Origin of the sequence: Endozoicomonas atrinae, from assembly GCF_001647025.1 — a bacterium.
Taxonomy (GTDB): domain Bacteria; phylum Pseudomonadota; class Gammaproteobacteria; order Pseudomonadales; family Endozoicomonadaceae; genus Endozoicomonas; species Endozoicomonas atrinae.
In genome coordinates this window covers 1-14165 of the sequence record NZ_LUKQ02000149.1, presented here as the reverse complement: position 1 = coordinate 14165, position 14165 = coordinate 1, and the positions used below count along the sequence as shown (strand labels likewise).

At 48.4% G+C, this 14165-nt stretch carries 11 protein-coding genes; 3 read left to right on the top strand and 8 right to left on the bottom strand.

All coding sequences use genetic code 11. The annotated features are described in order from the left end of the window. Positions 1 to 289 precede the first annotated feature (289 nt). The 4 genes from AK963_RS18245 to AK963_RS18230 form a co-directional block, all read right to left on the bottom strand. The gene (locus AK963_RS18245; RefSeq protein ID WP_066016869.1) at positions 290 to 1000 is read right to left on the bottom strand and encodes a hypothetical protein; all 711 of its coding nucleotides are present in this window, start codon (positions 998 to 1000) and stop codon (positions 290 to 292) included. A gap of 214 nt (positions 1001 to 1214) precedes the next feature. Beyond that, positions 1215 to 2348, bottom strand: coding sequence for a glycerate kinase (locus AK963_RS18240; RefSeq protein WP_066016868.1), 1134 nt, complete (start codon positions 2346 to 2348; stop codon positions 1215 to 1217). Between the two features lie 11 nt (positions 2349 to 2359). Beyond that, on the bottom strand, positions 2360 to 3622 hold the full coding sequence (locus AK963_RS18235) for a GntP family permease (protein ID WP_066016871.1): 1263 nt from the start codon (positions 3620 to 3622) through the stop codon (positions 2360 to 2362). A 123-nt stretch (positions 3623 to 3745) separates the two neighbouring features. After that, complete coding sequence (locus AK963_RS18230) at positions 3746 to 4918, bottom strand: sugar diacid recognition domain-containing protein (RefSeq protein ID WP_066016867.1); 1173 nt, start codon at positions 4916 to 4918, stop codon at positions 3746 to 3748. 91 nt (positions 4919 to 5009) lie between these two features. Between AK963_RS18230 and AK963_RS18225 the strand changes: the two genes are divergently transcribed. Then, positions 5010 to 5759 (top strand): SDR family NAD(P)-dependent oxidoreductase, encoded by a 750-nt coding sequence (locus AK963_RS18225; protein WP_066016866.1) that lies wholly within the window; start codon positions 5010 to 5012, stop codon positions 5757 to 5759. Between the two features lie 3 nt (positions 5760 to 5762). Here the strand turns inward: AK963_RS18225 and AK963_RS18220 are convergent, their stop codons facing one another. Continuing rightward, a complete protein-coding gene (locus AK963_RS18220) occupies positions 5763 to 6533 on the bottom strand; it encodes an AraC family transcriptional regulator (protein WP_066016865.1) in 771 nt (256 codons plus the stop codon). A 108-nt stretch (positions 6534 to 6641) separates the two neighbouring features. Between AK963_RS18220 and AK963_RS18215 the strand changes: the two genes are divergently transcribed. Further along, positions 6642 to 7838 (top strand): multidrug effflux MFS transporter, encoded by a 1197-nt coding sequence (locus AK963_RS18215; protein ID WP_083232751.1) that lies wholly within the window; start codon positions 6642 to 6644, stop codon positions 7836 to 7838. A gap of 9 nt (positions 7839 to 7847) precedes the next feature. Beyond that, entirely contained in the window at positions 7848 to 9329 is a 1482-nt protein-coding gene (locus AK963_RS18210) for a cryptochrome/photolyase family protein (protein WP_066016864.1), read from the top strand. Here the strand turns inward: AK963_RS18210 and AK963_RS18205 are convergent. From AK963_RS18205 to AK963_RS18195, 3 genes are all read right to left on the bottom strand, one after another. Further along, positions 9326 to 10654 carry a hypothetical protein gene (locus AK963_RS18205; protein ID WP_066016863.1) on the bottom strand — a complete coding sequence of 443 codons (1329 nt, stop codon included), beginning with the start codon at positions 10652 to 10654 and terminating at the stop codon, positions 9326 to 9328. The two genes, AK963_RS18210 and AK963_RS18205, sit on opposite strands and share 4 nt — an antisense overlap. Positions 10655 to 11157: 503 nt before the next feature. Beyond that, positions 11158 to 12168 (bottom strand): hypothetical protein, encoded by a 1011-nt coding sequence (locus AK963_RS18200; RefSeq protein WP_139117501.1) that lies wholly within the window; start codon positions 12166 to 12168, stop codon positions 11158 to 11160. A 200-nt stretch (positions 12169 to 12368) separates the two neighbouring features. Next, positions 12369 to 13514 (bottom strand): DUF3080 family protein, encoded by a 1146-nt coding sequence (locus AK963_RS18195; protein WP_066016861.1) that lies wholly within the window; start codon positions 13512 to 13514, stop codon positions 12369 to 12371. Positions 13515 to 14165: the final 651 nt, after the last annotated feature.

The following is a 14165-nucleotide window of genomic DNA, read 5'->3' as shown; positions in this document are numbered from 1 at the left end:
ATCAGAACCTGATGCACAGAGTTTTTGAGAAGTTAGGCTTGGCAATGAATGACGAAAAAGTCATGAATACTTATGAGGAGCTAAGTAGCTATGGTGCTATCGCTGCATAATAGTGTCCGGAGTATTGTTTTAAAGAAAGTTTTAAAAAGGGTGAGTTGATTGTTGGATTGATTATCTTCAGCAGGAAGGGGGCATAGGAAAGTATCAAATTAGCTCTTGATATAAGTAATAGCAAGCAGCCCCGACTACTTGTTATGGAAAGCTTTGAAGGTGATTCTATACAGGATTATTACCCTTCTACCAGGTGAGTAAAAGCAGCTAAAGCCTCCGGATCCCCATGTTTGATTTTATTGGCGATCACATAATGGAAAAAGTAATGGAAGTCCTCATGATCCTGGGCAGCAAACAGGCACTCATCGCCCGGTAGTACCGGTGTGTTGTCAACTTTCTTGTCATCAGCAACCATTGCCAGAACCCGGCCATCACTGAACAGACGCCAGCTGGTCACGTGAACCAGAACAATTGTTTTAAACTGGTCTTCGGTAAGAATGGCATGAGTACCAATAGTGTCAGGAATTTCCTGAATAATGACTGCTTCGTCAGACTCTATGGGTGGATAGTAACTGGCTGCGTTTTCGAGTTCCGCAACCTTGTGTTCTGGCACGTCGAAAAACGCATGGTCGTGTATCTTGTCAAAGTAACCTTCCCAGTGACCATTTAATGGATCATTAAGCTCCCGGGCAGGTACTACCTTATTCAGCCAGGGGATCAGGGCGTCAACAGTTCCATCTTTCATCAGCGCCCAGCAGAGAATTTTCATGCTGAACAGCTTTCCCGGATTGGCATCATTACTATAGAGCATTTCCATGCCATCCAGTTCCGGGGCTATTCGGAGGATCTGATGAAGATTGGCTTCATCCAGGGGTTTGCGGGTAAACATATCGATGACATTGGCACTGTTATCATCGGACTGAGTCTTATCTTCAGGTTCTTTGGCCATGAACAATCCCGGGTAAAGCTGAGTCTTTTAAAAAATGAAGGTGTTCATAGCCCATATCGGCATGGGCGGATCATCCTGCACTATTTGGATGGTTGGTCGGGGAAGGGGGCTATATTTTGGCTGGAATGAGAAATACCACAAAGACACAGAGTCACAAAGAAAAGCGGAAGGCCTTGCTCAGTGTCTCTGTGTCTTTGTGGTTAATTCAAAAATATTACCGCAGGAGCATTAGGGTGCTGGCCAGGTTTCTGGCGGCCCGGATCAGGTTTTTCTCACCACTTTCCAGAGCTTCGGACAGCGGAACCGCACCATGAACAATCGGGAACAGAGCATCAATTCCACGTTCATACACCGCTTCAACACCAGAACCGACAGAGCCTGCCAGTGCAATCACAGGAAGATCGAACTGCTTGGCAATTCGGGCAACCCCCACAGGTGTTTTTCCCTGTGCCGTCTGCCCATCAATGCGGCCTTCTCCGGTAATCACCAGATCAGCACCGGTGACTTTCTCCGTCAGGTCGACGGCATCCATCACGATATCAATCCCCGGCTTTAGTTCAGCGTCCAGGAAGGCGAGCAGAGCAGCCCCCATGCCTCCCGCAGCACCTGCCCCAGGCTGTTGCTCAACCTCTTTACCAAGGTCGCGTTTCAGAAGGCTGGCATAGTGTTTCAGTGCTTTATCCAGTTGCTCAACCATCTCAGGGCTGGCCCCTTTCTGAGGGCCAAACACAGCAGAAGCACCATTGGCACCGGTGAGTGGGTTGTCCACATCGCAGGCCGCAATGAATTCAACATGCTTCAAGCGCTCATCCATCTGGCTGGTGTCAATGCTGCAGAGTGTTGATAGCGCTGCACCACCGCAGGGCAGCTCTTCTCCATCAACATCCAGCAGTTTTACGCCCAGTGCCTGCATCATACCTGCGCCACCATCGTTGGTTGCACTGCCACCAATACCGACGATCATGCGTTTGATGCCTTGGTCCAGGGCACTGAGAATCAACTCTCCCGTTCCACGGGTTGTACTGATCATCGGGTTGCGTTGATCTGCAGGTACCAGTTCAATACCTGAAGCCCTGGCCATTTCAATGACTGCGGTTTCACCATCACCCAACAAACCGAAGCTGGCCTGAACGGGCTCTTCCATTGGGCCGGTGACTTGTACCTCAATCAGTTTGCCACCGGTGGCATCAACCAGTGACTGAAGTGTGCCTTCTCCACCATCGGCAACCGGAACTTTAATGTACTCTGCATCCGGCAGAACCTGCTTCAAACCGGTTTCAATAGCATGTGCTACCTGGGCTGCAGTAAGGCATTCTTTAAACGAGTCTGGTGCAATAACAATTTTCATGGTCTGTTCCCTCAGAATTGAAGAATGCCATAAATCAGCGTCGATGTAGCAGCCATGGAGAAGCCGATCAGGGTTTCCCATGGCAGTGCTTTCAGGCGCTCACTGATGCCCATGCCGACACTGCCGCCCGTCGCATGGAAGAAACTGCCGTGAGGCATGTGATCCAGTACTGTGGCACCAGCATGCATCATGGCAGCAGCGCCCAGTGATGGAATGCCCAGGGCAATAATAATGGGGCCAAATACGTTGGAGGCAACAGCCGTGCCAGCAGTCGTTGAAGCGGTTGCTGCCGACATCATCATGCCACTTAGTGGTGCCAGCAGATAGGCAGGCAGGCCTGAGGCTTTAAGGAACTCAACAAGGGAGTTACTGAGCCCGGAGCTGGCAATAATACCGGCAAGAGTTCCGGTACCGATCAGCATAATAGCAACACCACTCATACGCTGAAGACCACCCACCGCAAAAGTGTTGATGTCACGGATACGTCCCATGGCCAGCGCACCGGCAACACCACCCACCGGCAGGGCGATCAATGGGTCAATGGCAATACCGGCAACAGGGCGCAGAGCCAGAAGACCAATGGCGACCAGAGGTGCTGTCAGAGCAGCCAGCAGAGAAGGGCGGTTATGATGATTACTCTCTTCGACGGCCATCTCTTCGGATATTTTGGTTCCACGGTTTACCAGCATCTTGGCCACAATATAAGTGACAACCAGGCCCACCAGGGCTGGAATAATATTAGCCATCATCACATCAGTCAGTGGCAGGTTAAATGCGTCAGAGGCGGCAATCGTGTTGGGGTTTGGCGAGATAATGTTCCCCGCCTTACCACCACCAACCATGGCGACTAGTGCCGATAGAATGGAAATGTTGGCGCGTTTGGCAATGGCCAGGGCAATAGGCGCAACCGTAATAACCGCCACATCTACAAAGACGCCGGCAGCAGTCAACAGCATGGTGGCCAGAATCAGAGCGATAACGGCTCTGGCTTCGCCAACCGCATCAACGATTTTCTCAGCGATGACGCCCGCACCACCGGATTCAATCAAAACACCGGCCAGTACACCAGCCGCAAGAATGCGCAGTACAGAGGGAGTGATGCCTTTTACGCCATTGATCATCAGCGTAACACTGTCGCCCAGACTGGCCAGACCGATCAGGGCGCCGAGAAATGCACCAATCATCATGCCATAGGCAGGCGGCACGCGTCGCAGAATAAGTCCTATGGAAATCAGCAGCCCGCTCAGGGCACCCAGGGTGGTGATTTGAATCATTGAATAAACCGGAATGAAGAAGTTTTCAGTGCCGGCTATTATCGGAACAATCGTTTCATCTGTTATCGTGGGATTGGCTGAATTTTGCGGGAAATGTTCATAGGTTTTTGTGCATGCGCACAATTATTCTGTTCCTTTCCTGCAGTTTTTCAGCTCATGAAGGCGAAGTGAGAAGTGCAGAAACAGCAGATCGTGAAAGTGGCGCGCATTACGCCCGGTCAGCTGTTCAATGCGTTCCAGGCGATAATTCAGCGTATTACGATGAATGTGCAGGCTGTTTGCGGTAACGCCAGGGTCACCATGACAGTCGATATAGCGGCGAAGCGTTTTCTGCAGGGTACCACGGTTATCTTTGGCAATCAGAGGCTTGATGATGTGCTGAAATTCCCGGCCTTTCCAGCTGGTGTTCAGTTCCAGCAGAAGGCTGTCCATCTGATAGTCGTAATAGCGATAAAGGCGTTTTTCCGGATTTAGCTCCAGGCCAAGTTGAAGGGCTTCCTGAGCCGTTTGATAAGATATGGCAAGCCCATTAAGGCCCGGCACGTACCTTCCCACGGCGATTCTGAACTCAATATCCCCATAGGCTTCGATCTTGCCCATGACTTTCTGAATATAGTCATCTACCTGGTCAGGATGCCATTGATGTGCGGTGTCAATTTTATGAAGCACAACCGCCTGTGTCGGGCATACCAGGGCCACCAGGTTTTCAGGTCGATGATGACAGAGCAGCTGTTGTATGTGTTCAATGTCGTGTACTTTAAGGTCACGGCCATCACGGGTTCTGGCACTGATAACCATCGCAACCCTGGGGAGGTGAGGGTCAATACCCAGTTTGCGGGTACGGATCTCGAACAGGTCGTCAACCTCTACTTCTCCGTGGATCATTTCCGAAACCACATTTTCCCGTTGCCGCTGGTTCCAGTGAATTTCTGACATGACGGACGCATTTTCCACCATCAGTTCAGCGGTCATTACCACCAGATCCGCAAATTGAGAGACAGCCTCAGGCGCACCGGTGACACCAACCACGCCGATAATTTCCCGACGAAAGCGAATAGGGCGGTTAATACCGGCCTGAACCCCTTTTAACCGGGTGGCATGGGAGGCATCGATGTCAAAGGCCCGGCCTGATTCCAGCACTTTCAGGGCACCGGCATGCACCTGATGTTTACGCTCAGGAAAACCGGTGCCGATAATAATGCCTGCCCGATCCATCACATTGACATTATGTGGGATGATATTCATAGCCCGCTGGACGATCTGCTGGGCTACCGGCTCCGTAAGAAAAGCTGTCATATGGGTAATTGGTTAACAGTAACGCAGTTCAGCCTACCTGCTTGAGGCCGCCGCCAAAATAAGGGTTTTCTACTGGTACTAAGGAGTCTCCATGACAGAATTGAAGCTGGGTTCATTTGATGAAGGCCTGAATGTCGCGGTTATTGGAGCTTCCGGTGCCATTGGAAGAGCTATGATTCATTTGCTGGAACAGATACCAGCCGTCAGCCGTATTTATGCCTTTTCACGAAGTGATGCCGCTTTTGACGCAGTGCAAAAAACCGATGTTCAGCACATGGATCTTCTGGATGAAAACAGTATTGCCAGGGGGGTAGGGCAAATCACGGAACCGTTGGATCTGGTGATCATCACAACGGGTATCCTCCATGAGGGGAAAGGTCTTAAGCCGGAGAAATCCATCAAAGATTTCGAGCCTGACCATTTTTCCAGAGTATTTGCCATCAATACGACCGGGCCAGCCATGGTCGCTAAACACTTCCTCCCCAAAATGGCCAGAAACCGTAAGAACGTATTTGCGGTGTTATCTGCCAGAGTGGGCAGTATTTCTGATAATCGATTGGGGGGCTGGTATGCCTACCGGGCATCAAAGGCAGCGCTGAACATGATTGTGAAAAACCTGGCCATTGAAACCGGCAGAAAAAACAAATTATCAATTATTGCCGCATTGCACCCGGGAACGGTTGATAGCCATTTATCCATGCCATTTCAGTCCGGTGTGCCTGAAGGCAAACTCTTTACGGCCGAGTATTCCGCAGAACAGCTCCTGAATATAATTGATCAGCTGACACCTGGGGACAGTGGACACCTGTTTGCCTGGGATGGGGAAAAGCTGCCTTTCTGAGGTTTACTGTTTCAGATAGCGCCCTGGCGAGATGCCCATCAAACGACGAAACATGGATATAAAGGCGCTGTCACTGGCAAAACCCAGCCTCGAACTTACCTCGGTCACAGAACGTCCTTCAGACAGCAATTCCAGTGCTTTAAGCAGTACTAATTGTTGTCGCCAGTGACTGAAACTCATCCCGGTCTCTTCCCTGAACCGTCGCGATAATGTGCGGGCACTGGCACCAGCCTGTTTTGCCAGCTCCTCCATTGTCCACTGGCCAGAAGGTGTTTCCATTAATAATTGCACAACGACCTGCAACCGCCGGTCTGCAGGTAATGGCAGCTGCAATGAGCTTTGCTCTGCATTCAGAATTTCATCAACAAGAACATCTGCCAGTCTTGTCTCAGCCCCTGTCTCCGGGTAATGAGCAGGCCACTGACAGACTCTTAAAATAAGCTCTCGTAAAAGCGCTGTGACGTTCAGCTGAAAGGTTTCTTCCGGCAGGTCATTAAAAGAACGTGGGCAGAAGTACAGACTGCGGTAATGAAATCCTGACGTTGTTGCACTGTGTTTGAGTCCAGCAGGTAACCAGATTGCCCGGTTTGGTGTGAGGATATGCAACTGGTTGCCAGCGGTAATGGTCATTACCCCCTGAACGGCATAGAGCAGCTGGGATTTCTGGTGGCTGTGCTCTCCTGACTGATGCGGCCCCGAGTCAACAGCAATCCCCATCAACGGGCAGTCCAGTTGATCCGGGTCTTCTACCTGGTCAGTGTCATATTGGGGCATGGCAGGCTCTGTTGTTTGTCCTTTTGGAGCAGTTTTCTGTCTTAATGTTTATAACCCGACATCGGAGGGTTTGGCAAACTGCCATCCATGATGTGAATGGAGTAATTCATGATGGACAGTGTGTTAAATCGATCGAGACCCGGTATCGGGCTTCTGGCCATACTACTGGCGCTACCTCAACTCAGTGAAACAATTTATACCCCGGTTCTGCCAGCGATTGCTCAGGGATTTGGCGTTTCTGAGTCCATGGCCCAGCTCACGATGAGTATCTATTTTGTCGGGTTTGCGCTGGGTGTACTGACCTGGGGATGGCTGGCTGACTATTTGGGGCGACGAAGCGCCATGCTGGCTGGACTGCTGTGCTATGGCATGGGAGCGGCTGGGGCCATTTTCAGTTCAGAATTCATGCTCCTGCTCGGTGCCCGTTTTCTACTGGCCTTTGGTATCAGTGTCGGTTCGGTAGTGACCCAGACAGTCATCCGGGATTGCTTCAACGGCAAGGCTCTGGGTAGGCTGTTTTCAACCGTGGGGGCTGTTATCTCCCTCTCTCTTGCTATCGGGCCTGTGCTGGGAAGTCTCGGAGCACTGGCAGGGGGCTACCAGGCAGTTTTTATCATGCTTGGCGGTACCGCGTTATTCATGACCTTATGGGCGGGGTTAAGCTTGCCTGAGACCCATCCGGGTCAGGGGGCAGTGAGAAATAATCAAGGCTCTTTACTGGCCAGAATGATCCGGGATCGGAAAATCCGGGTATACAGTGTAATGGTGGCTGGAGCTAACGTAGTGCTGTTTGGTTACTTCACCCTTGGCCCTTTTCTGGTTGAGCAAATCGGCTTTTGTGCTTCGGTATTTGGCGTAACCGGTGTGCTGATCGCCGGCAGTGCTCTGGGTGCCATGTTTAACCGCAGGCTGCTCACCCGGCACTCTGGTGATCAACTGATTCTTCGGGGATGCTGGCTTGGGCTATTGGGTGCGCTGTTGCAGTTGATCGTTACGCTTTTTCTGCCATCCATACCATGGCTGGCATTATTGTCGATCATTGCTCCCATGGTTCTGATGGTCATTGCTTTTGGGTTGATTGTTCCCAATCTGCTCAGCTCTGCACTATCAGAATACAAAGATGAGCTTGGGACTGCGGGCGCCCTGTTTGGACTCAGCTACTACCTGCTGATTGCCGCAGGCTTGAGCTTAGTCAGCCATCACTATGTACCTGTCGCTGGCTATATGCCTGCTGTATTTCTGGTGATTTTTCTGCTGATGTTGATGGCATGGTTTCATTACCAAAGAAGTATCAATAAACCCTGAGGAGATGAGATGGTTATTATTCACTGGTTTCGTCAGGATCTCAGATTGTCTGATAACCCCTCTCTGCTCGAGGCAGCTGGAAATGGACAGGTGCTTCCTGTCTATATTCTGGATGATGACTCTGCGGGTCAATGGGCTTCCGGTAGAGCCAGCCGCTGGTGGCTGCACCACTCACTGGAAGCACTAAACGAATCGCTTAATGGCCGACTGTTGGTTCGTCAGGGGAATCCTGGAAAAGTACTCCTCGAGCTGGCCAGAGAATATAAAGTAGATGCCGTTTATTGGAACCGTTGTTATGAACCCTGGCGGATCCAGCGGGACCAGCGCATCAAGAAGTTACTTCGTGATGACGGTCTGGAAGTCAAAAGCTTTCATGGTTCCCTGCTCTGGGAGCCATGGACCGTGCTGAAAAAGGATGGCACGCCCTACAAGGTATTTACGCCCTATTATCGAAAAGGGTGCCTGATATCTGAACCACCCAGGGAACCATTGCCAATCCCCCCCAAAATCCAATGTGTTGCGAAACAGTTAGAAAGTGGAGTAAATGACCTTGGTTTACTGCCTTCAAAAGCTCTTGTGACCGATCAGAACCATCAGCCCGGTGATGAGGATAAGCAGGTTCGCTGGGATCAGAATCTATATTTCCATTGGTGTGAGCAGGGCAGGGGGATTGGTGAGGCAGCGGCAAAAAACAAGCTCCAGGATTTTATAAACAAAGGGCTGAATGGTTATAAAGAAGGGCGTGATTTTCCTGCGAGAAACAAAGTTTCACAACTGTCAGCCCATCTTCATTTTGGGGAGGTATCCCCCAATCAGGTCTGGTATGCATCGGCTGCGGCGGCAACAGAAAACAATGTAGAGACAGACCTGGATTGCTTTCACTCGGAGCTGGGCTGGCGTGAGTTTTCTTACTATCTGCTCTACCACTTTCCAACACTGCCTGAGCAAAACTTTCAGCCCAAGTTTGACCGCTTTCCCTGGCAGGATGATCCAAAAATACTCAAACGATGGCAGAAAGGGCTGACCGGTATTCCCATTGTGGATGCCGGTATGCGAGAACTCTGGCAGAGTGGGTTTATGCACAACCGGGTGAGAATGATCGTCGGTTCCTTTCTGGTCAAAAACCTGCTGCAGCAATGGCGGCAAGGGGAAGCCTGGTTCTGGGACTGCCTGGTGGATGCTGACCTGGCCAGCAATTCGGCAAGCTGGCAGTGGGTGGCCGGTTCGGGGGCTGATGCTGCACCCTATTTCCGAATTTTTAACCCCGTTACCCAGGGGCAGAGGTTTGATCCCGATGGGGAATATATACGGCGATATGTGCCTGAACTTTCCGGGTTACCGAATAAGTATCTGTTTGCTCCCTGGGAGGCACCGGCAAACGTGTTGGAGCAGTCGGGTGTTGTTCTGGGGGATCATTACCCTGAACCGGTTGTTGATCTGAAGTTCTCCCGGGAAAGAGCATTGGAAGGCTGGCAGGCGATAAAAAGCTAGAGAGTTGTTGATAAAGCTTGAGTCAGGTTTGTTGGCGGTGGTGATTTCTGGTGTGGCTGACTCTGTTCAACTTCGGGGCTGTTAGGAATATCACTTTCTGGCTCGCTGGAATATCTTCGTGTTAAATGGGTTTCAGATTGATCCAATGTATTCTCATTACCCTCTTCAGAGAGATACAGAGTTTTGCAGCTCATTTTAGTCACTTTTTTGTCTGTAAAATGTTCGAACTGTCTTGCCATCACTTTACTGCTGTACAATGTATCTATGTCACTAAAGCTAATCGCATAAAACTCAACTGGTAATTCTTCGATTACGTTACGCAATTTGGGTAGAAGGCTCTGTAACTCTTTTAATGAGGGGGAAGGAGTGGGTAATAGTCGCAGTCTTAAGTCAGGGACATAGATGTGTTTTCCATCACTTTCCCAGGAATCTGTTATGTTAGCAATTAATAAGTAGCTTTCTTTATCTGGAACAACCATAACAGTCATTGCTGTCTCAAACCCATTCGGATCCATTAAACCTTCTAGTTGTTGCACGACCACTGGAATGGTGTCTTGTTCAGCAACTGATGCAGGCTGTAATAAAGATTGAAAATTTAGGACGGCTTGATTTTTCATCAATTTCATGACCTGAAACGGCGTCATTTGTTCAGTATTGGTTTCAACCAGGGAGGATTTTTCCAGCTCCATTATACGTTGATCGACCCCCTCTCTGCGTGAGTTCATACCAAAATATACCATGTGATTTAATGCTTCGAGAGCTGGGGATGATTCTGATAGAGTATAAGTATGATCAACCCGTTGCGGAATTATTTTCAGTGACTCCAGCAAAACGTCTCTCCATGGACCTGGAGTAAATAATATTCTGAATTCAGCTGGGTCAAATTTAAGAGTCTCTCTTTGATACTCATGAAGGTCTTCTTCTTGGGATTCCATAACCCTCTTTATTTTTTCATCATTTCTGGCATTGGCTATATCGAGAATTTTATCGAGTAATCCTCTTTCCAGGTTAATCAATCTATCTAATAATTGATTGCCTGAGGAATGTGGGTCAAATTCTAAGTCAGGATTTTCGTGACATAAAGATCTGGATGAGGCCGGACTACAATGGGCGTACTGTACTGTTCTGGAATTAAAATCCGGGGGGGAGAATATACTATGATTTTCTCTTGATTCTTCTTTTGGAATGATGCCTTCTCCAACCTCAGAGGCCTTTACAAACGAACTGTTAAATTGCTTTATTGCTTCCTGGGGTTTTGTTGGTTTCAAAACTTTTTCATTATCAGGCGGAGATATTGTTGGTTTTATAAGTAGAGCAGATTCCATAGGTCTTCCAGAAACAATAAATTATGTTGATGTATAATAGTAAAAACTTTGCTTGTATGGGGTTTCCCATGATGCCTAATGATAATAGGTGAATATCGCCTGGTTACAATGTCTTTTTATAGAGTACTTTTCAGATTAAACTGTCCAAATATGTAATGTTCTATGACAGTGCATGGAGCGAAAATACGCGGCCAAACTTGTGTATGCTGTTTCACGGGTCGATTGGTTTGATACACATGAGCAGTGTAAATCCTAATTACTAACGATTGAGTGTATTTGGCTTAACCTCTCAGGCTGAGATGCTGAAGGTAAAACAGCCGGAAGGCATTGTATATCTTTTCCTCTTTCGCAGGGGCGGTAGCTGGGTGAAAAGGTCCTTTCTATAGGCGACGCTCCAGAATAGTGGCAGTGTGATTCAGAGTCTGTCTTAATACCACGGATGAATAGATCAACGTTCCCAGGTAATGGGAGGCGAAAACCTCTATGTATTCATGTATTACTGATTAACTGGGATGTTTTGTTTGAATATTAACAATCTTGCATCTGTGATCAGTGATCGATTTTTCTGTTAAATCATTAAATTTTTTTCTGAATGAAAAGCTGGAGAACAATTGGTCTAAGTTTTCAAAATGAATTGAGTAAAAACCTGCGTGAATATCTTTGAGGGATTTTGCCAGCTCTTTATAGGCGTTATGTACTTTCTTCATAGGGATGGGTGGCTGAAAATTCATGAGAACACGAGCGGGGGGATTTAAAGGTCTTTTGTGTGTTCCTGATGGGGCTAAAAGGTTTCCTATCAGAATATAGCTTTCTCTTGTAGGAATAATCATAAAGGCAATATGTTTATGAGCCATTGAACTGACCATGACTCCAGTTATCTGGTGGATAATGGCCGGAAACGAGATGGCACTTTCGGGCCTGACTGCTCCTTGATCGGCGGGTTCTGACCTATTGCCTGCAGGGTGATGACGGGCAAACGCTACAATCTCAATGGTTTTCTGCTTTATGGCTGCGCGCACTTCATGATGGGGTGTGTTTCTATGGAACTTCCTGGAACTGAAAGTAGTGGTTGATTGGCTGGGATGGGTTTGAGGTACCTCCTGTTCATGGTGACTGAGAACAGAATATTGAACATGCTCAAGTTCTTCTAAAGCATCAATACATTCAGGAATGATATAAGTCCTGTCAAAGTTCTGGCTGTCGATCAAAAGAGCATCAAGAACAAGGCTTCGTTCGGGGCTTGCCTTTGAAAGGAGCTGGGTTAGAGGGCTGGTTGTATATCCGCTATCGGATTCTGAGTGGTTACCGATATTCCAGACTCTATTTCTTTCCATTGAGTCTTGGGTATGTAGTTGCTCAAGATCGACAATTCCCTGTAAAAAGCTCGTTTCCTGCATAAGCACAGCGGCTACATCCTCAGGGGACGGAAAGGGAGAGGATTCAATGCCGGTTTCAGACTGTATTAAGTAAGGGTTAACTTCTGAACAAGGCATAACACTGATAGCAGCATTCATCAGTGGTTTGACTTCATGCTGTGGATTATCGGTTTTCGAAATCCCCTGCTGGACAGTGCTTTTGATTCCACAACTATCAGTACACTGGACCTGAGTTGGTTCTGCTTCTCCCGCTATCATCGGTAAGGAGGCGGTATATGGGTAAAAGCACTCCATAAGCATGACTCTTTAGAAAACTCACTATTATGGCATAACTGTATTTACTGTCTTTGACCGGAAGTCGCCGGGGTTTTGCCACACTGCTTCAGAAATGTTCCCCAGACAGTGGTGTGGTGTTTGATGCTTTGCTCCAGCTGATACCAAGGACTGTTCAGGTTGGACTCTTGAGTGATCATACTGAGATAGCGTTGGGTTTCCTCGTCTGGTGCCGCCGACAGGAAGGAGAGCAGGTGTTTGATGTCATTCCGGATAATGCTCCCTTCCTGATGAACCCTGGCAAGATAGGGTTGAATCTTTTCCCGGTAAAATAATCGGAAGACATTGTGCAGCCTCTCTTCTTCCGCAGGGTTGACCGCTGGACAAATGGGCCCTTTCTGCAGACGGCGCTCGAGAATATTGGCCGCGTGATTGAGCGTCTGACTTAACGCCGTGGCTGAGTAGATCAACTCTCCCAGGTAACGGGAGGCATAAACCTGTTGCAGATGATTCTCCAGACTGGTCAGGGTATAGGGGGCTTCCAGTGTTTGATCGGGCAGAAGCCTGATCAGGTAGTTCAGTGCTTCGCGGGTGCCCTGAAACCCCGTCTGACCATCAGCTGGTAGAAACCTTCCCTGACTCTCCAACTGCCGGCTGAACTCGGTATTGGCAAAAATAAGATTCCATTCAATTGCGGGAAACGATGCCCGCTTTTCGGTGAGCACAGCTTGAAGCTTGGCAGTGGTCTCCTGATTCCCATCCGTTTGTTCTAAAAAACGAATGCATTGGGGGATCAGTGACAACAGGTTTTTCTCATAAAAATAGTGCTGGGAGGGCAGCATCTGCTTGCCCAGGCTGCTGTTTCGATAAGCCACGGCCTGACTGAGTGCAGGGCATTTGAGCAAACCCAGTGCATCCAGTGCTTTCATACGCATGTCCGGAGTCGGGTAAGCCCGCTGCCTTAATGGCGGCAATACTGGCAGAGAGATATCGGGAGGAGGGATATCAATACTCGTAACCCGGCTCAGGCGAGTGGTGTATTCCTCAAGAAAATAGTCCGGTGAGGAGCGGTCAGAGCAGCCGGAGAGCAGGAGAACCGCAAGTAAGAACAGGGTTGGATGTCGTTCTACTGCTATCTTGCTGACCAGTCCGGATATGGCATGAATTGCCTTGAAGGGGTGAAGGGCAAGCAAGAACGGAAGTCTATTCATAAAGTATTTGGCTCTTTTCTTATGCAATCACTATCGTTCAAGCTGGGTTAACGGGGCAGGTTCATAGCGTCTTCAATATACGCAGGGTCAAACGCTGCTAACGTCATCGTTCGCTTTATATCCACCTGTTCCAGTAAATTCTTAGATACGATGATATTTCCCCAGTTGATCATAAAATAACAGACAGATACAAATCATCAATAGATGGGCTGAATAGAGGTTGACTCACTGCATGAAAGGGCAGTCTTGAGCTCAAGTAATCAGGGCGATTAGTGATAATTACAAGACAATGTATTAATAATAAAGGATGTTCTTCAATTGACTGTTTTTATCTGACACTTTAGTTCAGTTTTAGTCGGCTATGGTGCACACATCACGTACTTCTCATATTACAAAAGTTGTTGTTGTGTCCTTTATATTTTTAATATCTTTTTGATTTTCTTTTGCCGAGTGGATAGGGGAAGAGGCCATAAAGATTCTCTGTATTCTTCTAATCGGTCTATAAGGTTTGTTATAAGAATATGGTGTCATCACCGATGTAATAAGTCTTCAAAACACCAGTTTAATTTGACCTCCCGATTAACCCTTTTCTGGCCGATTGTTTTCCTGTTGGTATCAAGCAGGGAGCAGCGCCATGACCAATCGAGAGGA

Bases quoted from the DNA above. Each gene is read 5' to 3' on its own strand.
- AK963_RS18205 (WP_066016863.1), bottom strand. From the start codon at position 10,654: ATGGAATCTGCTCTACTTATAAAACCAACAATATCTCCGCCTGATAAT.
- AK963_RS18240 (WP_066016868.1), bottom strand. From the start codon at position 2,348: ATGAAAATTGTTATTGCACCAGACTCGTTTAAAGAATGCCTTACTGCA.
- AK963_RS18245 (WP_066016869.1), bottom strand. From the start codon at position 1,000: ATGGCCAAAGAACCTGAAGATAAGACTCAGTCCGATGATAACAGTGCC.
- AK963_RS18225 (WP_066016866.1), top strand. From the start codon at position 5,010: ATGACAGAATTGAAGCTGGGTTCATTTGATGAAGGCCTGAATGTCGCG.
- AK963_RS18200 (WP_139117501.1), bottom strand. From the start codon at position 12,168: ATGAATGCTGCTATCAGTGTTATGCCTTGTTCAGAAGTTAACCCTTAC.
- AK963_RS18210 (WP_066016864.1), top strand. From the start codon at position 7,848: ATGGTTATTATTCACTGGTTTCGTCAGGATCTCAGATTGTCTGATAAC.
- AK963_RS18230 (WP_066016867.1), bottom strand. From the start codon at position 4,918: ATGACAGCTTTTCTTACGGAGCCGGTAGCCCAGCAGATCGTCCAGCGG.
- AK963_RS18215 (WP_083232751.1), top strand. From the start codon at position 6,642: ATGATGGACAGTGTGTTAAATCGATCGAGACCCGGTATCGGGCTTCTG.
- AK963_RS18195 (WP_066016861.1), bottom strand. From the start codon at position 13,514: ATGAATAGACTTCCGTTCTTGCTTGCCCTTCACCCCTTCAAGGCAATT.
- AK963_RS18220 (WP_066016865.1), bottom strand. From the start codon at position 6,533: ATGCCCCAATATGACACTGACCAGGTAGAAGACCCGGATCAACTGGAC.
- AK963_RS18235 (WP_066016871.1), bottom strand. From the start codon at position 3,622: ATGATTCAAATCACCACCCTGGGTGCCCTGAGCGGGCTGCTGATTTCC.